Raw genomic sequence first — 19,782 nt, forward strand, 5'->3', positions numbered from 1 at the left:
GATTTTCGGGGGTTTGATCGAGGTTTCGGGCCATTGGCGCAGGCTATGGCATAACGAACGATAAGGCAACATTATCGTTCGTTTTATATAAGCGACAGGCGGTGCGGTTTTGGACGAGAAATGTAGTAGAAAGCGCCGCCGTAAGCCCCGCTGCCAGCCATGATTCTTTCGCCGGAACGCTCCGCGCTCCTTCAAACCGCCCCGGCCGACGCCGCGCCGCATGCCGTGTCGGTTCCTGTGCCGGCCTGGCTGCGCCGCGCCGTTGCCGATGCGCAAACCGTTGCCGGCAAAGAGATCGAGGACATCGCGCTCGTCGCCGGTGCTGCCATCGGCGCGCTCGACGCGGTGGTCCGCCGAGAAGAGCGATGGGCCGGCGCTTGGCGCCAGCGGCTGCGCTTGCCACCGCGACGGTAAGCGTGAAACAGGTGGGCCGCGTCGAGGAAAAGCCGCGCTGCGGGACGCCGTACTGCTGACGCGACCGGGTGATTTTTTGTCCGTCGGCCCCGCCGGCCGTTTGCTGCTTGGCTGGCGCCGGCTGGCCGCCCCGCCCGTCGAGGGTCTTCTGACGGAGAAAAACCTCGCTGCCGTGTCGGAGGCGTTCGGTTACGCCTCAGACGACGAGGCGGTCGGCGATCTGGCTACCGAGCTTCGGCAACTCGGCGCAGGGGCAGGGGTGGTAGGGATGCTCACCGGCGCCTTCGCGGTCGCTGAACGCTATGGCTTCGGGCGTTTCATCGGAGCCTGGCTGGCCGACGCCCTACTGGCGCAGCGGCTGGGCTGGACGCATGCCATACCGCTGCTAGGCGTCGAGGTGGTTACGGGCATCGGTGCCAGCCGTCCGCGCCGATCAGAAGTTGCCATTGCGGCGGCCCTTATCGAGGATGAATCCGACCGTGCGAAGAGTCTGCTTGCCGCGCAGGCCAGGGCTGCGCTGCGCGCGATTGATCTTTCCGCCGAGCTCGAGCGCCGCGCGGATCGGCTTCTTGCCGTTGCGCCGAAACTCAGGACCAAGGCGGCGGACATTGTCGTCGAAAGGCTCTTGTCCGGCGACGCGATCGTCGCTTCCGAAAAGATCGCTGGCATGAGCGACCGCGGCCTGCGCCGCCTGTTCGACCGGCTGGTCGAGCTCGGCGGCGTGCGCGAACTGTCCGGCCGCCCAACCTTCCGCATCTACGGGCTGTGAGACATTGTTGATCGTCCGAAGCAGGCCCTCGTCACGCCAGCGATAGAAGTATTTCTGCACCGTCGAGAACGGCGGAAAGTCCTTCGGCAAAAGCCGCCACGCACCGCCCGAAGAGGCCGTATACAAAAGCGCATTTACCACTTCGCGCAGGTCCGTCTTGCGCGGTCGCCCGATGCGGTTCGGCGACGGCATCTGCGGTTCGATCAACGCCCACTCCTCATCGGTCAAATCGCTTGCGTAGCGCGGGCAGCGCCGCTCATAGTGCGGGCGGGTGGTTTCGGTCCAGGCCACCGTGATCTCCGTCAAATCTCAGCAATCCGACTGAATCACAACCCGCTGAAATCACTCACTCCTTTTTGGAACGGACACTCAGAGATCTCTCAGCAAGCTCCTACATTTTTATATCCAGATCGCTGCTGAGCGTACCCCATGACAGAGCCGGCGGCCCGCCAGCTTGCTGCCCCGCTCACCACGACGTGCAACGGTGCGATGGCCGTCACCTCGAGCGCAAATATGCCCATGGATCAGGCTTAAAAAGTTTCCTCGGCACTCATCACTGGAAATCGTAGCCGCTTCCGTTTGATCGTTTGTAGATGCCGATTAGAACGTTCGTCTAATCCAAATGGAGGCGGTAATGCCGGGTATGCTAAAATACAGAGCCTTTTTGAAATGGCATTTCGAGCATCAGTAAATGACAATCTTCACAACCTACAACGACAACGCCGGCACTAGATTTGCAGGCTATGTGCCCGGCCTGGTGTTGGTCGCTGTCATCACAGCATCGGCCTATGGCCTCAGGCATATCCCGTTCGTGTCGCAGCTGAGCCCAATGATCTCGGCGATTTTCGTGGGGATGTTGTTTGCCAATGTGGTTGGGATCAACGCTTCGGCGGCGTCAGGCATCTCACTTTCTGGGAAGCGCCTTCTTCGTCTAGCCGTTGCGCTGCTTGGCCTGCAAATTTCGTTTGCACAACTCGGCGACATTGGCGTGCGGGGGGTAGGTTTTGCGGCGTTTGGGTTGGCCTCCACTTTTCCCTTCACGCTGTGGATGGGGCGGCAGCTCGACGTCGATCGCCAACTGTGCATCTGCTTGCCGCAGGCACTTCCGTTTGTGGGGCGTCGGCAATAGCCGCAGCAAATGCCGTCACCGGCGCGGACGACAAAGATGTCGCCTATGCTGTTGTCTGCATCACGCTGTTCGGCACAATCGCCATGTTCCTGTTTCCGTTCCTGGCGCTGCTGGCGGGAATCTCGGATCGTACCTACGGCCTTTGGATCGGTCTATCAGTTCATGAGGTTGCACAGGTCGTTGGCGCGGGGTTCCAGGGCGGAGCCGCAGCCGGTGAGATCGCGGTCGTGACAAAACTTGCGCGTATCATGATGCTGGCACCGCTCGTCATCTGCCTCAACGCGCTGTGCCCAGGCTATATCGAGACCGACATCAACCGCGAGTTCTTTGCTTCCGCTGCCGGGCTGGGCCTCATCAAGCGAATCCCGCAGCGCCGGCTCGGCCAGCCGCAGGAGCTCGACGGCGCGTTGCTGCTGCTAGCGTCAGCCGCCGGCAGCTACATCACCGGTTCGTCCATCGAGGTCGATGGCGGCCATCTCGTTTCATCTCTGTGAGTGTCGTCATGAATTTTGACATCCCCGCCCACGTCGAAGACTATCGCGCCCGCATATCCGATTTCGTCGCGCGCGAGATACTGCCGCTGGAGGCCGACAAGGCCTCCTATGACGAGCACGGCAACATTGCCCTGCCGCTGCTCGAGACGCTTCGCGCCAAAGCGCGGTCGAGCGGGCTGTGGTGCCTGCAGCTCAAACCCGAGACCGGTGGCGCCGGCCTTGGCAAGATGGGCATGGCAGTCTGCTACGAGGAAATGAATCGCTCGATCTTCGGCCCGGTCGTCTTCAATTCGGCCGCGCCCGACGACGGCAACATGATGGTGCTGGAAGCGCTCGGCACGCCGCAGCAGAAGGAAAAATGGCTGAAGCCGATCGTCGAGAGCAAGGTGCGCTCGGCCTTCGCCATGACCGAGCCGCATCCCGGCGGCGGCTCCGATCCGTCGATGATCGCCACCCGCGCCGAGAAACGCGGTAACAACTATGTCGTGACCGGGCGCAAATGGTTCATCACCGGGGCCGGCGAGGCGAGCCATTTCATCCTGATCGCCCGCACCTCCGACGACCCGCGCCACGGCCTGTCGGCGCTGATGTTTCACAAGGACCAGCCTAGTTGGAGCATCAAGCGTCGCATCGAGATCATGGGGCCGGAGGAGCATGGCGGCCATTGCGAGCTGGAGTTCGACGGGCTCGAAATTCCGGTCGAAAACCTGCTTGCCGGCGAGGGCCGGGGCATGAAGGTGACGCAGGTTCGGCTTGGGCCCGCGCGGCTCACCCATTGCATGCGCTGGCTCGGCCTGTCCAAGCGCTGCGTCGAGATCGCGCGCGCCTATGCCGCCGAGCGTTACGGGTTCGGCGTGCGGCTTGCCGACCGTGAGAGCATTCAGCTCAAACTGGGCGATCTTGCCATGCGTATCGAGATCGGCCGCTTGCTGGTGATGAAAGCGGCGTGGGAACTCGACCGCGGCGGCTTTGCCCGCAAGGAAGTGTCGATGGCCAAGGTCCAGGTCGCCAACGTGCTGCATGACGCCGCCGACGTGGCGATCCAGATCAACGGCGCGCGCGGCTATTCCAAGGACACGGTGCTCGAATGGATCTACCGTTATGCCCGTCAGGCGCGGCTGGTCGACGGCGCCGACGAGGTGCACAAGATGGTGCTCAACCGTTTCCTCAACGAGGAAGGGCCCGGCTTCTGGCGCTGGGACGTCGAAGGCGAGGCGAAGCCGTGAGCAGGTGCCTAAGGAAGGCAGGATGACCAGTGTCATTAACGTGGACTTCGATCCCGCCGCCCTGCAACGCTTTCTGAAGGGCCATTTCGGCTATGCCGAAATGAGGCTTGAGCGGATCGGCGGCGGCCAGTCCAACCCGACCTATTTCGTCGATTTCGGTGCTCGCCGCATGGTGCTGCGCAAGAAACCAGCGGGGCCGATCCTGCGCGGCGCGCATGCCGTCGATCGGGAATATCGGGTGCTTGAAGCCTTGGCCCCGACCGATGTGCCGGTGCCAGGGCCGGTGCTCTATCACAATGGCGACGAGCCGCTCGGCACGTCCTTCTATCTGATGGAACGACTGGAAGGCCGCGTCTTTCATGATTGCTCGCTGCCGGGATTGTCGCCTGACGAACGGCGCGGCATCTATCTCGGCATGGCCGAAGCGATGGCGAAGCTGCATGCCGTGCGGCCGGACGACGTCGGCCTCGGCGATTACGGCCGGCCGGGCAATTATTTCGAGCGCCAGATTGCCCGCTGGACCAAGCAGATGACGGAATCGCCGGGCGACCGCATCCCGGCGCTCGAGGCGGTGGCCGACTGGTTGCCGCAGCACGTGCCCGAGGACGATGGCCACGTGTCGATCGCGCATGGCGATTTCCGCTTGGGCAACCTGTTGTTCCATAGCGAAAAACCCGAGGTGATCGGCATCCTCGACTGGGAATTGTCGACGCTCGGCCATCCGCTGGCCGATCTAGGCTTCTGTTCGATGACCTGGCACTCGGCGCCGGACGAATATGGCGGCATCCTTGGTCTCGACCTCGCGGAACTCGGCATTCCGACGCAGCGCGAATTCCTCGACCATTATTTCGCGCATGCGGTGCCCACGGCGCCACTCGAAAGGTTCCACCTCGTCTTTTCGCTGTTCCGCTTCGCCGTCATCTTCGTCGGCATTGCCGACCGCGCCCGGGCCGGCAATGCGGCTGCGGCGGACGCCACCAAGGTCGCACCGCTGGCCGGCCGCTTCGCCAGCCGAGCGCTGGAAATCATCGACGGCGCACGACCCTGGTGAGGCGCAATTGTTTGCAAGCGCCCGCTGGGAGGCGGCGTAAAGGACCATGTGCCGGCGTTAACGGCCGCGACGCACAGCTTCAGGGAGATGAACAATGACAAATCAGGTGGTTTTCGTTTCGGCCGCGCGCACCGCGATCGGCACTTTCGGGCGTTCGCTCAAGGATGTGCCAGCCACCCGGCTGGCAACGGTCGCGCTTGAGGCGGCGGTCGCACGCGCCGGTATCGAGCCTGAGCGCGTCGGTCACGTGGTCTTCGGCAACGTCATCCATGGCGAGCCACGTGACGCATATTTGTCCCGCGTCGCGGCGCTTGAAGGCGGGCTTGGCAATGAAGTCCCCTGCCTGACGCTCAACCGGCTCTGCGGCTCCGGCCTGCAGGCGATCATAACAGCGGCGCAGACGATCATGCTGGGAGATGCCGACTGCGCCATCGCGGGCGGCGCCGAGAGTATGAGCCGGGGAGGATACTTGCTGCAGGCGCTTCGCGACGGCCAGCGCCTCGGCGATTCCAAGGCGACCGATATGGTCTTGGGCGTTCTGACCGATCCCTTCGGCAATGGTCACATGGGCATCACGGCCGAGAATGTCGCGACGCGAAACGGCATCGGGCGTGAGGAGCAGGACAGCTTCGCCGTCGAAAGCCATCGGCGCGCCGCGAGTGCGATTGCCGAGGGACGGTTCAAGGCACAGATCGTTCCCGTGGAAATCAAGAGCAAGAAGGGTTCTGTCTTCTTCGATCAGGACGAGCACGTTCGAGCCGATGTCACCATCGAAGGTCTTTCGGGGTTGCGTCCGGCTTTTGCAAAGGAAGGCAGCGTTACGGCAGGAAACGCTTCCGGCCTCAATGATGGTGCGGCGGCGCTGGTCCTGATGGAGGAAGCAACGGCGCGATCCGAAGGACGCGAGATACTGGGCCGCATCGTCGCCTATGCGCATTCCGGTATCGATCCGGCGGTGATGGGGCTTGGGCCGGTAGATGCTACGCGCAAGGCGCTCGCCCGTGCCGGGATCCGCGTTGCCGATCTGAAGGTGATCGAATCCAATGAAGCCTTTGCCGCGCAGGCGTGCGCCGTGTCGCGCGAGCTGGGTTTCCCATCGGAAATCACGAACCCGAATGGTGGCGCCATCGCGCTCGGCCACCCGGTCGGCGCGACCGGCGCAATCCTCACGGTAAAGGCTCTCTATGAGCTCCAGCGTGTGGGTGGCGGCTATGGCCTGGTTACCATGTGCATCGGCGGTGGACAGGGCATGGCGATGGTAGTGCAGGCGGGGTAGGCGCCTTTGAATGGCCTTGGAGCGGTGCCCGAAAGGGGAGGTCGGCTTCGACACGAGAACATGTGCCGGGAACAGGAACTTGGAGTGCCGTGCCTTGATCGGCCCTCCATTAGACAATTGTTTGGAGGAGGAACAGAATGCGTATTGAAAGCCATCTTAGGGCGCGCGCAGCCAATCATCGCCCGCTAACTCCGCTGGACTTCCTGGAGCGAGCGATTTTGGCGTTTCCCGAGCGCCCGGCTGTTGCTTGGCGCGACGATGTATGGACCTACCAGGAATTCTCAAGGATCGTCGCGAGGTTTGTCGCATTCCTGCGTCGCGAGGGCGTGAAACCAGGCGAGGTTGTCTCGGTGATCGCGCAGAACCGCCCCGAAATGCTGGCTGCCCACTACGCCGTCCCGATGGTTGGCGCCGTGCTCAATACGATCAATACACGGTTGGATGCAGCTACCGTCGGCTACATATTGGAGCACTCCGAAAGCCGTGTCGTGATCGCGGACGCAGCCTGCTTGCCGGCCGCCCAAGAGGCGGCCTTGGCGGCGGCGGTGCCGCTTTTCCTCTTCGCCGAACCTGGTGGCAACAGCGGCGACGGGGAACTCGACTTTCTCGATGATGGAGACGTGCTGGCTTTGCCCGATGACGCTGTGGAGCTTGCAGACGAGTGGCAACCGATCTGCCTCAACTATACGTCGGGAACCACGGGCAAGCCAAAGGGCGTCGTCTATCATCATCGAGGCGCTTACTTGAATGCGCTGGGCAATGTGCTGGCGCTAGGTTTGATCCATCAGTCCGTCTATCTCTGGACCCTGCCGATGTTCCATTGCAACGGCTGGTGCCACACCTGGGCGGTGACGGCAGCGGGCGGCCTGCATGTGTGTCTGGATCGGGTTGATCCCGATCTGATTTTCGCAGCAATCGCGCGCCATGGGGTGACGCATATGAGCTGCGCCCCGGTGGTGCTCTACATGATGATCAACCATCCGGCTGCGGCGACGAAAGACGCGACGTGCCGACTGACCGTAGTGACCGGGGGCGCTTCGCCGACCAGCGCGTTGATTGCGCAACTGGATTCGCTGGGATTCGATCCCATCCATCTTTATGGGCTGACTGAATCCTATGGACCCGCAACGCTTTGCGTTCTTGATGAGAAGGACGCGGCCAAGGACGCACAAAGCAAAGCGCGACTGCTCGCTCGCCAGGGTATCCGGCATGTGACTGCAAGCAGCGTTCGGGTGGTCGATGAACAGGGCGACGACGTCGCCCGTAACGGATCCGCGCTGGGGGAAATCGTGTTGCGGGGAAACACGCTGATGTCCGGCTACTATCGAGACAAGGCCGCCACCGAAGCGGCCTTTGCGGGCGGCGTGTTCCACACCGGAGATATCGCTGTCATGCATGCTGACGGATATGTGGAAATCAAGGATCGGTCCAAGGACGTGATCATTTCGGGAGGCGAAAACATTTCCAGCCTGGAGATCGAGAGCGTGCTGCACCAGCACCCGGCCGTGCTGCTGGCTGCTGTGGTTGCCGCTCCTGATGACAAATGGGGCGAGGTTCCTTGCGCCTTCATCGAGTTCAAGCCCGGCGCATCGGCAACCGCGGAGGAACTCCTGTCATTCAGTCGCCAGCATCTGGCCGGCTTCAAGGTGCCCCGGCGCTCCGCATTCCGGGAACTCCCCAAGACGGCGACAGGAAAGATCCAGAAGTTCATCCTGCGCGAGTCAGTTAAGAATTGATTTGAAAACAAACCACACCGAAAAGGTTCTTTAGTCGCTTTCCCTTAACTCGACTTTGTACAAAACTCCTCGGGAATTTGGATTTGTTGGTGGCGCAGATATGCCGCGTCCGGGCCAGAATAGTGCATTCGGCGCTCTCGTTTTCCGTCGTCTGATCCAGGTGATTCAATTCGCCGCAGTCGCCTGCCTTGCCTCTTTCGTTTGATCGGATTCGAAACTATGGATGACCGATCACAATGATTATCGCGTCGGACCGGGAGATGCCGTTCCGCACATCCTTCGCCAATGTCTGTCGCCGTTTCGTTTCTGGTTCACTGCACCCAGTTGGGACCATTCGCTGGTTCTGGCGATGGGAGCGATCTTGTCTCCGGGCAAGCGTACAGTGACTGCCTGTTTGCGGATCACCGGTCGCGCCGAGGCGACCAACTTTGCCGTCTACCATCAGCTTCTCAATCGTGCGCTTTGGAACCCGCGAACGCTGGCTTCGCGGCTGTTGTCGATTGTTGTAACCAGCCTCGTGCCCGATGGTCCCATTGTGATCGGCATGACTGGAAGCGCAAAGAGGCCTGGTCCGAGGCCCTTATGCGGCAAGAAATGCGAACTGCTCTGCCAAGGACGGACTCGGATTGAAGGCGTATCTCGCCTGTCGCTTGCGCATCATGTGGACCATTTCGATGCCGGACAGGATGATCGCCGCTGATGCCTGTGATTTGAAGCCAAGCATTGGCCGGATGCGGCGCTTGATACGCCGATGGTCCTGCTCAATACGGTTGTTCAGGTACTTACTCTTGCGGATTTAGATCGGCTTCAGTCGGCGTCGAGAGCCTGCAAACGATTTGTGGTGTTACAGGAAACGATTGCCTCGTGGTTGGTTTGGCTACCATCGATGACGACGCGGTCGGGCCGGCCATGACGCGCCAGCGCCTTTGTGAAGAACTGCTTGGCCGACGGCAGGCGCTCCAGCAATAGCGGTGCGTAACCGACGGTCCAGCGGTGAATGGTCGTGTGATCGACGGCAATACCCCGCTCGGCCATCATCTCCTCCAGATCACGCAAGCTCAGATTGTAGGCCAGGTACCAGCGCACGCAAAGCAGGATCACCGACTGGTCGAATTGGCGGCCCTTGAACATTCAATCCTCCGAAAATGTCAGAGACTCTCCTTGCCACGGTGCCGGTATTCAAAACGTTGCAACAGATGGGGTATTCGGCTTGAGCCCAATCTCGGACGTTGGGTGCAGAGGTGCTGCGCTTCGAGCTGATGATAGAACGTGGTCTGTTTGGAACAGCCACAAGCATCAGGAAAGGAAGCGCAGCATGAAACATTATGCCGGATTGGACGTCTCGGTAAAAGAGACCTCGATATGCGTTCTGGACGAAGCGGGTACGATCTGCCGCGAGATAAAAGTCCCCAGCCACCCGGAGACCTCGTCCAAACCTTGAGAAATCCCGCGTGGCAATTCGTTCGGATCGGACTTGAAGCCGGGCCATTGGTCTATTGCGCAACTTCGGGCTCAAGGTAGGCATCGTTGGAACGGCAGGGTTCGATGCAGCATCAGGATCGCTTGCTGCTCGGCGCTCTTGACCGGCACGAACCGCATTGTCGGCCGGGACACCGCCTCGGCGTCGACCTCATCATTTTTGCCGCGTTTGACATAAGGTTTGACGTAACCCGCCGGCATCAGCCGAACCTCATGGCCAAGCGCCGTCAATTCCCTTCCCCAGTGGTGCGCGGTGCCACAAGCCTCCACGCCGACCAGGCATGATGGAAGTTTTGCGAAGAACGGCTTTACCTCCGATCGCCGGAGCTTCTTGCGGATCACAACCGTGCCCGCAGCATTAATGCCGTGGACTTGGAAAACGTGCTTGGCGAGATCAATGCCGATGGTGGTAGGATGCATTGTGGGTGACTCCCCTTATGTTGCCTCGGCAACGATTTTGGCACACTTTGATGCCGGAGAGCGGGTGTCATCCACCATCACCAGTAGGGATCAAGCGCGGACCGAATGCAGCACCATGGCAAGATGATCCGGATCGATGCCAGCCCCGGCCCGAATGACAGGATCGCCAAAGGCGTTGATGCGCAGGATGTCTGACGGCGTCACTTGGTGCGATCGCGCGGCGGTCTCGCCTCGTGAATGTAGTGAAAAGCAGCTGGACTGACCTGCTCGACAAACTCCGCCCCGCATCGGTTAGCGAAACACTGCGCGTGGTGTGGTTGAATAAGCGCGCACCCGAGGTTCTGCTCCATCCTGGCGATAGCGGTACTCAACGCACTTGTCGAAACGCCGAGATCAAGTGCGACAAAACGTCGCATTAAGCATCGGAACGAGGCAAGGAGCCCTTGGAGCCAGATCTGCATGGCGCGGCGATCCCTGAGCCCAACACGGAGCTCCGGAATGTCATCTCCGAGATCGGGCGGGCAGAGATACGTGAGGCGTGTCGGCGACCCTTAAGGGCCTGGGCGTTGACACAGAAGGCAGGGCAATAGCACGCATCGTGACATCTGCGTTGACGGATATGGCAGTCATAAGCGATTGCGCGAATCGTATTTAGCGATAACATGGTGCACGCCAGCCCGAGCCAGTGGCGCACAGTCCACAGGCCGCGCGCGGCAGGGAACCGAACATGCTGAAGAAACGAATTGCCAGGGGGGAGACGGTCGTGGGAAGCTTCGTCTTCCTGGCGAGTCCTGAGATGGTGGAGATCCTCGCTCTGGCGGGGATGGACTACATCATCGTCGACATGGAACACAGCCCGAAGGACTGGAACACGATCCAGCACATGATCCGGGCGGCCAACCTGCACAAGCTGCCAGTGCTGATCCGCGTTAGCGAGAACTCGGAGAAGCTCATTCTGCAGTGCCTGGAGATCGGCGCCGACGGGCTAGTCGTGCCCTTCGTGCAGAACGGCGCGCATGTGGCCAGCGCGACGCGCGCCATGTTGTACCCACCGGAGGGGACCCGTGGCACTTGCACACTGACGCGCATGACCGGATATGGTGCCCATCGCGGCCGTTTTCTGGAGCATTGCCGCGCCCAGAACGAGCGGCTGGTGCTATTCGCGCAGGTCGAGGACAGGGCAGGGGTGGACGATATCGACGGGATCCTGTCGGCGGAGCCCGGCGTCGATGCGGTGCTCATCGGGCGTTCTGATCTCGCCTCGTCCTACGGCACGCCGGGCGACGTGGAATCGGCCGATGTGTTGGCCGCCACCGACCGTATACTGGACGCTGCCCGCGCCAGGGGTGGAAGGGCCACGGCAATGGGGATCTACACCGCCGCCGAGATCGCCCGGTGGAAATCCAAGGGTTGCAACGTTTTCTTCGCGCCCTCCGATGGAATTCTCGCCTTCAATGCCGCAAGACAATGGCTTCAGGACGTGCGAGGCAAGGAATGACACTGGTAGCAGGCGCAAGTGCCGGCCCCACTTTGGGCGCGGCGGGCTAAGCCCAGCCTCCTTCATGGCCCGCGGCGACGACAAGGACCAGCGCAAGGCGTCGCGCCTCAGAGCGGGCGCCGCAGCCTCTGGCGGCATGGCCCGCATGTCCGACGTTGCCCGCTTGGCCGGCGTGACCGCGATGACCGTCTCGCGGGTGCTGCGCACGCCCGAAAAGGTCTCGGCCCAGACCCGCAACAGGGTGGAGGAGGCGATCCACCGCAGTGGGTTCATCCCCAACTATGCCGCCCGGAGCCTCGTTTCGCGGCGCAGCCAGGTGGTGATCGCGCTGTTCCCGACGGTCATGAACTCGGTCTTTTCCGGCATGATTGAGGTGCTGTCGCGGCGCCTCGCCGAACACGGCTACCACCTGCTTCTCGGCGAGACCGAATTCGACATCGCTATCGAAGAGGCCCAGCTCATGGGACTGATCGGCTGGCGACCAGCCGGTATCCTGGTCACCGGCTCGGAGCACACGGTGGGGACCCGCGCGATACTCGAGAACAGCGACGCGCCGGTCGTGGAGCTCTGGACCCTACCCAAGGAGCCCTTCGACTTGGCGGTCGGCTTCTCTAATTTCGATGCCACCTACCAGATGACCCAGTCTCTTTTTGCATGGGGCTACCGGCGCGTCGCATTGATGTATCTGGCTTTTCTGAACAATGACCGCACCGTGGACCGCCGCAACGGTTATCGCAAGGCGCGCGCGGTGCTCGGCCTGCCGCAAGACGAATCGCTCGAGATCGGCGTGCCGGCCTTTGGCGCGCAGCCCGCCCGCGAGGGCCTGCGCCAGTTGCTGGCCGCGCGCCCAGACGTTGATGCGGTGCTCTGCGCATCTGATACGCTCGCCATCGGCGCGCTGATGGAGGCCCTTCGCATGGGCCGAAAGGTTCCCGACGAGATCGCCATCACCGGCTTCGGCGACGTCGAACTCGCGGCCGAGCTCGTGCCGTCGCTGACGACTGTGCGACTGCCCCGCTTCGAAATTGGCCGGATTTCCGCCGATGTGATCCTGAAGCGTATCGCCGGCACCTATGACGGCCCGTCCGTCATCGATTGCGGCTTCTCGATCGTGCGCCGCGAAAGCGCCTGAATATTTCCTGATAATAGAAATTTTCTGACCACGGGTTGCGCGGTGAGTGATTTATGTTATCGATAACACTCATCGCGTGAGCTTGGAGGAGATATGAGCCTGGTTGCGGGTGTCGACGTTGGCGGCACATTTACCGATATCTGCCTCGTTGACGAGGCGACCGGACAGGTCAGCGTCGGCAAGGTGGCGACGACGCGAAATCAGGCCGAAGGCTTCGTCGCCGGGCTGAAGTCGCTGGCCGACATAGCGTTGCTGCGCTTCGTGGCCCATGGCACGACCGTCGGGACCAACGCGCTGCTGGAGCGCAAGGGTGCCCGTACAGGCCTGCTCGCGACCCACGGCTTCCGCGACCTTCTCGAGCTCGGCCGCCGCACGCGGCCCACGCCCTATGGCATGAAGGGCACTTTCGAGCCGCTGATCACGCGCGACAGGCGCGTCGACGTGCCAGAGCGCACCGAGGCAACCGGTCATATCCGCGTCCCGCTCGACGAGGTCGCGGTTCGCGCGGCCGTCGGCGCCCTCGTCGCTAAGGGTGTCGAATCTATTGCGGTCGTCTTCCTCCACAGCTACACCAACTCCGAGAACGAGCAGGCCTGCCGGCGCATTATCGAGGATACCGCGCGCGGCGTCTTCATCTCGCTGAGCCATGAGGTTCTGCCGGAGATCGGTGAGTTCGAGCGCACCTCCACCACTGTCATCAACGCCTATCTGCAGCCACTCCTATCGCGCTATCTGGAACGCGTCGAGACCGAACTGCGCGGCGCGGGCTTCACCGGTCCCTTTCGCGTCATGCAGTCAAATGGCGGCGTGCTCAACGCAGCCAATTCGGCGCGTGCGGCTTGCCGCTGCGTGCTTTCGGGTCCCGCGGGTGGCATGATGGCCTCCAGCTGGATTAGCCGTACGCTCGGCCGTAACCTGATCTCCGCCGACATGGGCGGCACCTCCTTCGACGTCGGGCTGGTAATGGCGGGAGAGCCGATGCTCGCCGAGCAGAAGGAGATCTCCTACGGCATCCCGTCGCGGATCCCGATGATCGATATCGAGACCATCGGTGCCGGCGGTGGCAGCATCGCCCGCGTCGATGCGGGCGGGCTTCTGCAGGTGGGGCCTGAAAGCGCCGGCTCCATTCCGGGCCCGATCTGCTATGGCAGCGGCGGCACGGAGCCTACCGTCGCCGACGCGAACGCCATGCTCGGCCGCATCGACATCGAGCGCATTCGCCCGGGATCCGGTGCCCATGTCGAGGCGGCGCGCCAAGCGTTCGCAACCCTTGGCGCCAAGCTCGGCCTCGACGCCGAGGGTGCCGCCGAGGCAGTTCTGCGCGTGGCCGACCTTCTGATGGCCAACGCGATCCGCAGCGTCTCGCTCGACCGCGGACTCGATCCGCGCAAGTTCAGCCTGCTGCCCTTCGGCGGCGCCGGTCCCGTCCATGCCTGCTCGATCGCCGAGGTGCTGGAGATCGGGTCGGTGGTGGTGCCGCCATGGCCAGGCGTGTTCTCGGCCGTCGGCTGCATCCTAGCGGGTGTGCGCTACGACGACACCTGGAGCGTTCTGAAGCGCGTCGACCAGATCGATCGAGCGACGATCGCCTGCCTGTTCGACCGCATGGCGGAGCGCATCTTCTCGGTGCTGGACGAGGAGGGCGTCGAGCGCTCGGCCATCCGGCTTATCCACGAGGCTGCCCTGCAGTACGAAGGCCAGACGCACCGCCTGATCGTGCCGCTGCCGGGCCCCGACGTGGAGCCTTCCACGCTAGCCGAACTGTTCGAGGCTGGCTACCGCAGCACCTTTTCCGTCAAGGTGTCGGGCCTCCCGGTCCGGCTGGTCAATCTGCGCATCCGCGCGCTGGTGGAATCCGACAAGGCGGTCGCGCTGCAGATCCCCGTGCCGGAGACGGGCGGCGCGGAACTCGCCCGCACCGGCACGGCGCGCATGCGCTTCGCCGGCGCCTGGCACGAGGCCCCGGTCTACGACCGCTGGGCGATCCCGCGCGATGGCATCATCAAGGGTCCGGCTCGCGTCGACCAATCCGACACCACGACCGCCGTGTCGCCGGGTTGGACCGGCGGCATCGACGCCATGGGCAATCTCGAACTCGTCTTCGGGGGAGCCTCCGATGCTTGATCCTATCACCCTCACGGTGCTCCACCACCGCCTGCAGCAGATCACCGAGGAGATGGACCTCATCCTCGATCGCGCTGCCTTCTCGCCGATCATCTCGGAGGGCCGCGACCGCGCATCGGGCATCTTCTCTCCCATCGGCGGCCGGCTGGTGGCGCAGGGCAATACGGGCATGCCGATCCATGTCGGCGCCATGCAATTCGCCGCCGCGACAATCGCGCGCAAGAACGGTCATACGGCCGGCGACATCTACATCATCAACGACCCCTATCTCGGCGGCACGCACCTCATGGACGTGAAGCTGCTGATGCCAATCTTCATCGAGGGGGAGATGTTCTGCCTGCTTGGCTCCAGCGGCCACTGGCCCGACATCGGCGGTAGCGTGCCAGGGGGCTTCGTCACCCAGGCGGTGGAAGTCCAGCAGGAGGGCCTACGCCTTGGCGGGCTGCGCATCGTCAAGGCCGGCGTCCTCGACGAGGAATTGCTGCAGCTCATCCTCGATAATGTGCGCGTTCCGGAACAGCGCGTCGGCGACCTACAGGCGCAGATTGCCTCGCTAAAGGCCGGCCAGACGCAGGTGGAGAAGCTCATCGCCGATTATGGCCTGCCGACGATCCGGCAGGCCATCGGGCAGTTGCGCGACACCTCCTCCAAGCTCGTTCGCGACCGCATCGGAAAGCTGAGGCCGGGGCGCTACGCCTTCGAAGACGCGATCGACAATGACGGCATCGAGGCCAAGCCGCTGTGGATCCGTCTCGATCTGACCGTGGACGCAGACCGGCTGGTCTTCGACTTCTCGCGCTCTTCCGCGCCGTGCCGCGGTCCGATGAACTCGGTCATCGCCACCACGGCGTCGGCCGTCTACGTCGCCATCAAACACCTCTATCCCGACATCCCGATGAACGCCGGCTGCTTCGACCCCCTCGAGGTCATCGTGCCGGAGACTACATTCCTGAATGTCGGCTATCCCAAGCCAGTGTCTGGCTGCGCGGCCGAGGTTTCGCAGCGCGTGGTCGACGTCGCCTTTGGCGCCTTGGCGCAGGCCATGCCTGGCGAACTCCACGGTGCGCCGTTCGGCTCCTCGATCAATGTCGCGATGGGCGGCTTCGACCCCGGCCAGGATAAGCACTATGTCTTCTACTTTTACTCCGGGGGGGGTGCCGGTGGCTTCGAGGGTGGCGACGGGATCTCCAACGCCTGCAGCACGGTGGGACTCGCCAAGACGCCGCCTCTGGAGGTGGTGGAGCAGCAGACGCCGATTCTGTTCGAGCGCTATGCGCTGAGGCCGGATTCGTTCGGCGTCGGCCGCTACCGCGGCGGGCTCGGCGTCGACTACAAGCTGACGCTGCTGCGCGGCGAGGCGCGCCTTTCGGTGCTGGGCGACCGTGCGACGCGCAGCCCCTACGGCATCGAGGGGGGCGGCGGGGCTGGCCGCACCGTAATCGAGATGACCATCGGCGGCGAGGCCTATCGCCCGCCGCTACTGGCCAAGGACGAGGGCGTCGAACTGGCCACCGGTGACAGCTTCGCCTGCCTGACGCCCGGCGGCGGCGGTTTCGGCCTCGCATCGCAGCGCCACCCCGACCTCATCGCTCGTGATCTGGCCTTCGGCTTCATGACGCCGGAATTCGCGTCCGAGAACTTCCCGGCCGACGCTGCGGTTTCGGCCGGGCCGGCCGCGCCGCGCCCCGATGGAGCGAGCGAGGCTGCCGGGAACAAGAACAAGGAGAAGGAGACACACCATGGTTGACGTGATTGCCAAGGCACGGATGGGCGAGATCATCTGGGCGCAGCTTGCGCCGGACGGGGACCTCTATGACGAGATCATGGAGATTTGCGGCCGAGAGAACATTCGCTCGGGGGTAGTCCTCAACATCGTCGGTGGGTTGCGCAAGGCGAGGCTGTCGATGCCCGTCAATGCCGTTGACGTCGATACACCACCCGGTGTCCTCGAACTGGAGGGCATGATGGAGGCACAGGGTATCGGCACGATCGGCGTGACCCTCGACACCTACGACTCGGAGGGCACGAGCGGTATCCTCTACGAGGCAGGTGCGCCGAACCTCCACATCCACCTGACGGTTACCCATGCCGGCAAGACCTATATGGGTCACCTCATCAAGGGCTGCATCGTGCGCTCTCTTCACCCGAAGTCGCACTTCACGATCGTGCTCGCCAAGACCGAGGGCGCGCAGTTGAATTTCAAGGTTTCGGCCGAGCGCACCGAGCGCTATCCTCGCGGAATCCCAATCCACGAACTCGTCCAAGAATAGCCTACCCACTCCTGGCGACGCCAATCGCGTCCGGCGGATGGTCCGCCGAGCGATCCGGAATGACAAGGGGAAACGGATCATGAGAAACCTGCTGCTGACGGTCGCCTTCATACTGGGCGCGCTGGAATGACCGCGCTATCGGCGTCGAGCCCCGATCTTTGCGCCTTCATGGCCATCGTACCCGTCGTCTACTTCGTAAACCTGGACGACTGGAATGCACGCCCGCCGACGCGGCCCAGCCCGTCATAATCGTAGGCGACCCAGAGCGGCTCGCCCTCGAGGAACTGCTGGCGAACAGCATATTCATCCCACCGCGTCTGCAGGAGCAGATGCGCGCCGTCGCACCGTCGAGCGGCGTCGGTTACATGCTGGAGTGACGACGATGACAACACCGTTGCAAGTGCCGGGAGGAGCCTCGGCACTGGTCGAGAAGCGCCTCGCGGCTACGGAGGCGCTCAACGACCGCCTCCGGGCTATGATAACCGTGACGGCGGACGACGCGCGCCGCGTCGCGGCCGAGCAGGACGCAAAGTCGGCGGCCGGCCGGTGGAGCGGCACGCTGGCGGGGCTAACGGTCTCGCTGAAGGACGTGATCCACACGGCCGGCGTGCGCACAACCAACGGCTCCGACATCGACCGCGACTTCGTGCCGGTCGAGGACGCCGAGATCGTGCGGCGACTGAAGGTGGCCGGGGCCATCATCATCGGCAAGAACAATTTGCACGAATATGCTTATGGCGGTACGACGCAAAACCCCTTCCATGGCTCCTGCCGCAACCCCTGGGACCCGGAGCGCATCCCCGGAGGCTCCAGCGGAGGCTCGGGTTCGGCCGTCGCGGCGGGCATGTCCTGCGTGTCGCTGGGCACTGACACAGCCGGCTCCGGGCGCCTGCCGGCCTCGCTCTGCGGCTTGACGGGGCTGCGTCCGACTAGCGGCGCGATCCCCAATCGCGGGGTCACGCCGGTCAGCAACCACTTCGACACGATCAGTCCCATGGCGCGCGGCGTTATCGAGGTGGCGGCCGTGTTCGGGGCGATCGCCGGCCACGATCCGCAGGATCCGTTTTCGTCCGACCACGCGATCGCGGCCATGCCTCCCCGGTCTGGCGACCGGCTTGACGGGCTGCGCATCGGCATTCCGACGGACTATTTCTTCGATGGCGTTGATCCCGGCGTCGAAGCCGCGACGCGCGCGGCCATCGCCAAGCTAAAAGAATTGGGGGCGCAGACCAGGCCTATCGATCTCCCGGGCGCAGCCGATACGCCCCGCTTCTTCGAGAAGCTCTTTCACACGGACTGCGCCTACGAGCACCGGACGACCTTCGATAGCCATGGCCACCGTCTCGGCGTGGACACGCGCGACCGACTCCAGAAGCTCGGCCGCGCCTTCACCGGCATGGATTACGCCGAGGGCATGGCGCAGATGCGGATCTGGCAGTGGACCGTGAGAGCAGCATTCGAAGGGATCGACGCCATCGTGCACCCCACCACGCCTGTCGTCGCGCCGACCCTCGCCAACGTGATGGGCACCACGACCGCGACGCGGCGGCTGGCCGTGTTCCTCTATCCCTGGTCGCTGGCCCAGGTGCCGATGCTGTCTATGCCGGTAGGCCTGGCCGAGGCCGGCATGCCCTGCGGCCTCTCGGTGGTCGCGCCTTGGTGGCGGGAGGATACGCTGTTCCTGATCGGCCAGGCCTACCAGTGCGCCACAGACTGGCACCTGGCACAGCCACCCATCCTTCGCGACCTCCGGCTCTGAAAGTCACGCGCCATGTCCGACACATCCTTTCAGACGAGCATCGAACGCCTCGAGGCCCTAGAGGCGATCCGTCATCTGAAGGCGCTCTACTGCCTGCATTGCGACCGGGACTACGATCCCGACGCGCTGGCGCCGCTGTTCACCGAGGATGCAGTGTGGGACGCTGGCCCTGTACGGGGTGTCCATCGAGGCCGCGCCGCGATCCACGCCTTCTTCGTGCAGGCGTCGGCGCGCATTCCCTACGCGGCACATCTCGTCACCAATTCAATCATCGAGGTAGACGGCGACCAAGCTACCGGCATCTGGCGTATGCTGATGCCTTGCGAGATGGGGGGCGAGGGGGGCCGTTTCGCGGCCTTCCAAGTCGGTCGCTACGACGAAACCTATCGCCGTGTCGACGGCATGTGGCTCATCGAGACGCTGAAGGTCCAGCTCCAGCGCCTTACCGTTCCAGGCGTTGCATGGGTCGATTTCGCGTCCGGCAGCAAAACCTAGAGCGGTTTTTCCTTAATCGGAGTCGCGAGTTTGCATTGACCGGCTTGTTCTGATTCCCTGATAGCAGTGATTTGGGGACGGAGCATTGGAATGGCGCGATCCTACAGTCTGGATTTGCGAAAGCGCGTGGTCGAAGCGATAGAGGCCGGTCTGTCGACGCGTGAGGCCGCGCGTCGGTTCTCGATTGGGATTTCGACGTCTGGCGCGTGGTATCGGACTTGGTGTTCGAGCGGCAGCCTGGAACCTGGCCGGCAGGGAAAGCCGAGAATCTCGAAGCTGGACGCGCACGAGACGTTTATTCTCGACTTGGTGGATACCGATGATCGGGACATCACGCTTGCTGAGATCGCCGAGCATCTGGCAGCAGAGCGCGGGGTCAAAGCCAGCCTGACGACGGTCCACCAGTTCTTCGCAAAGCGAGGCATCACGTACAAAAAAAGACGGCGCACGCGGCCGAACAGCAGCGCCCAGATGTTCTGGCGGCGCGAGAAGAATGGTTCGACGGACAAC

Annotated in this window: 13 protein-coding genes and 6 pseudogenes; 16 read left to right on the forward strand and 3 right to left on the reverse strand. The window is 63.1% G+C overall.

Going from position 1 to position 19,782, the window contains the following annotated elements; genetic code table 11:
• Positions 1–159 precede the first annotated feature (159 nt).
• A pseudogene (locus tag ACX3P1_RS26050) lies at positions 160–1,183 on the forward strand (DUF1403 family protein).
• Here the strand turns inward: ACX3P1_RS26050 and ACX3P1_RS26055 are convergent.
• Positions 1,139–1,474: pseudogene (locus ACX3P1_RS26055) on the reverse strand (transposase); the annotation flags it as partial. The pseudogenes ACX3P1_RS26050 and ACX3P1_RS26055 overlap by 45 nt on opposite strands.
• A 400-nt stretch (positions 1,475–1,874) precedes the next feature.
• Between ACX3P1_RS26055 and ACX3P1_RS26060 the strand changes: the two are divergent.
• The 6 genes and pseudogenes from ACX3P1_RS26060 to ACX3P1_RS26085 all read left to right on the forward strand — a co-directional run bounded on the left by ACX3P1_RS26060 (position 1,875) and on the right by ACX3P1_RS26085 (position 8,795).
• Positions 1,875–2,806: pseudogene (locus ACX3P1_RS26060) on the forward strand (YeiH family protein).
• A gap of 8 nt (positions 2,807–2,814) precedes the next feature.
• Entirely contained in the window at positions 2,815–4,032 is a 1,218-nt protein-coding gene (locus ACX3P1_RS26065; protein ID WP_459082462.1) for an acyl-CoA dehydrogenase family protein, read from the forward strand.
• A 22-nt stretch (positions 4,033–4,054) separates the two neighbouring features.
• Positions 4,055–5,083, forward strand: a complete 1,029-nt coding sequence (locus ACX3P1_RS26070; protein WP_459082463.1) for a phosphotransferase family protein — start codon at positions 4,055–4,057, stop codon at positions 5,081–5,083.
• 94 nt (positions 5,084–5,177) lie between these two features.
• Positions 5,178–6,359, forward strand: a complete 1,182-nt coding sequence (gene bktB / locus ACX3P1_RS26075) for a beta-ketothiolase BktB (RefSeq protein ID WP_459082464.1) — start codon at positions 5,178–5,180, stop codon at positions 6,357–6,359.
• A gap of 137 nt (positions 6,360–6,496) precedes the next feature.
• Positions 6,497–8,095 (forward strand): AMP-binding protein, encoded by a 1,599-nt coding sequence (locus ACX3P1_RS26080; protein ID WP_459082465.1) that lies wholly within the window; start codon positions 6,497–6,499, stop codon positions 8,093–8,095.
• Positions 8,096–8,318: 223 nt separating this feature from the next.
• On the forward strand, positions 8,319–8,795 hold the full coding sequence (locus ACX3P1_RS26085; RefSeq protein WP_459082474.1) for a hypothetical protein: 477 nt from the start codon (positions 8,319–8,321) through the stop codon (positions 8,793–8,795).
• Here ACX3P1_RS26085 and ACX3P1_RS26090 read toward each other — a convergent pair.
• Positions 8,676–9,226: pseudogene (locus ACX3P1_RS26090) on the reverse strand (IS6 family transposase). The gene ACX3P1_RS26085 and the pseudogene ACX3P1_RS26090 sit on opposite strands and share 120 nt — an antisense overlap.
• 184 nt (positions 9,227–9,410) lie before the next feature.
• Between ACX3P1_RS26090 and ACX3P1_RS26095 the strand changes: the two are divergent.
• Positions 9,411–9,586 (forward strand): annotated as a pseudogene (locus tag ACX3P1_RS26095) (IS110 family transposase); the annotation flags it as partial.
• Positions 9,587–9,634: 48 nt separating this feature from the next.
• Here the strand turns inward: ACX3P1_RS26095 and ACX3P1_RS26100 are convergent.
• Positions 9,635–9,994 (reverse strand): annotated as a pseudogene (locus ACX3P1_RS26100) (IS110 family transposase); the annotation flags it as partial.
• A 727-nt stretch (positions 9,995–10,721) separates the two neighbouring features.
• Here ACX3P1_RS26100 and ACX3P1_RS26105 point away from each other — a divergent pair.
• The 8 genes from ACX3P1_RS26105 to ACX3P1_RS26140 all read left to right on the forward strand — a co-directional run.
• Positions 10,722–11,492, forward strand: a complete 771-nt coding sequence (locus ACX3P1_RS26105; protein ID WP_459082466.1) for an HpcH/HpaI aldolase family protein — start codon at positions 10,722–10,724, stop codon at positions 11,490–11,492.
• A 64-nt stretch (positions 11,493–11,556) separates the two neighbouring features.
• A complete protein-coding gene (locus ACX3P1_RS26110) occupies positions 11,557–12,624 on the forward strand; it encodes a LacI family DNA-binding transcriptional regulator (RefSeq protein WP_459082467.1) in 1,068 nt (355 codons plus the stop codon).
• A 93-nt stretch (positions 12,625–12,717) separates the two neighbouring features.
• Positions 12,718–14,748, forward strand: a complete 2,031-nt coding sequence (locus ACX3P1_RS26115) for a hydantoinase/oxoprolinase family protein (protein ID WP_459082468.1) — start codon at positions 12,718–12,720, stop codon at positions 14,746–14,748.
• On the forward strand, positions 14,741–16,495 hold the full coding sequence (locus ACX3P1_RS26120) for a hydantoinase B/oxoprolinase family protein (protein ID WP_459082469.1): 1,755 nt from the start codon (positions 14,741–14,743) through the stop codon (positions 16,493–16,495). Before ACX3P1_RS26115 ends, ACX3P1_RS26120 begins: the two co-directional genes overlap by 8 nt.
• Positions 16,488–17,018: a PPC domain-containing DNA-binding protein gene (locus ACX3P1_RS26125; protein ID WP_459082470.1), complete on the forward strand. Its 531-nt coding sequence runs from the start codon at positions 16,488–16,490 to the stop codon at positions 17,016–17,018. The genes ACX3P1_RS26120 and ACX3P1_RS26125 overlap by 8 nt, the downstream gene beginning before the upstream one ends.
• 382 nt (positions 17,019–17,400) lie before the next feature.
• Complete coding sequence (locus ACX3P1_RS26130) at positions 17,401–18,777, forward strand: amidase (RefSeq protein ID WP_459082471.1); 1,377 nt, start codon at positions 17,401–17,403, stop codon at positions 18,775–18,777.
• A gap of 12 nt (positions 18,778–18,789) precedes the next feature.
• Positions 18,790–19,272, forward strand: coding sequence for a nuclear transport factor 2 family protein (locus ACX3P1_RS26135; RefSeq protein WP_459082472.1), 483 nt, complete (start codon positions 18,790–18,792; stop codon positions 19,270–19,272).
• Positions 19,273–19,362: 90 nt separating this feature from the next.
• The coding region (locus ACX3P1_RS26140; protein ID WP_459082473.1) for an IS630 transposase-related protein at positions 19,363–19,782 on the forward strand (420 nt) is incomplete at its 3' end.

Source organism: Mesorhizobium sp. A623 (assembly GCF_054489405.1).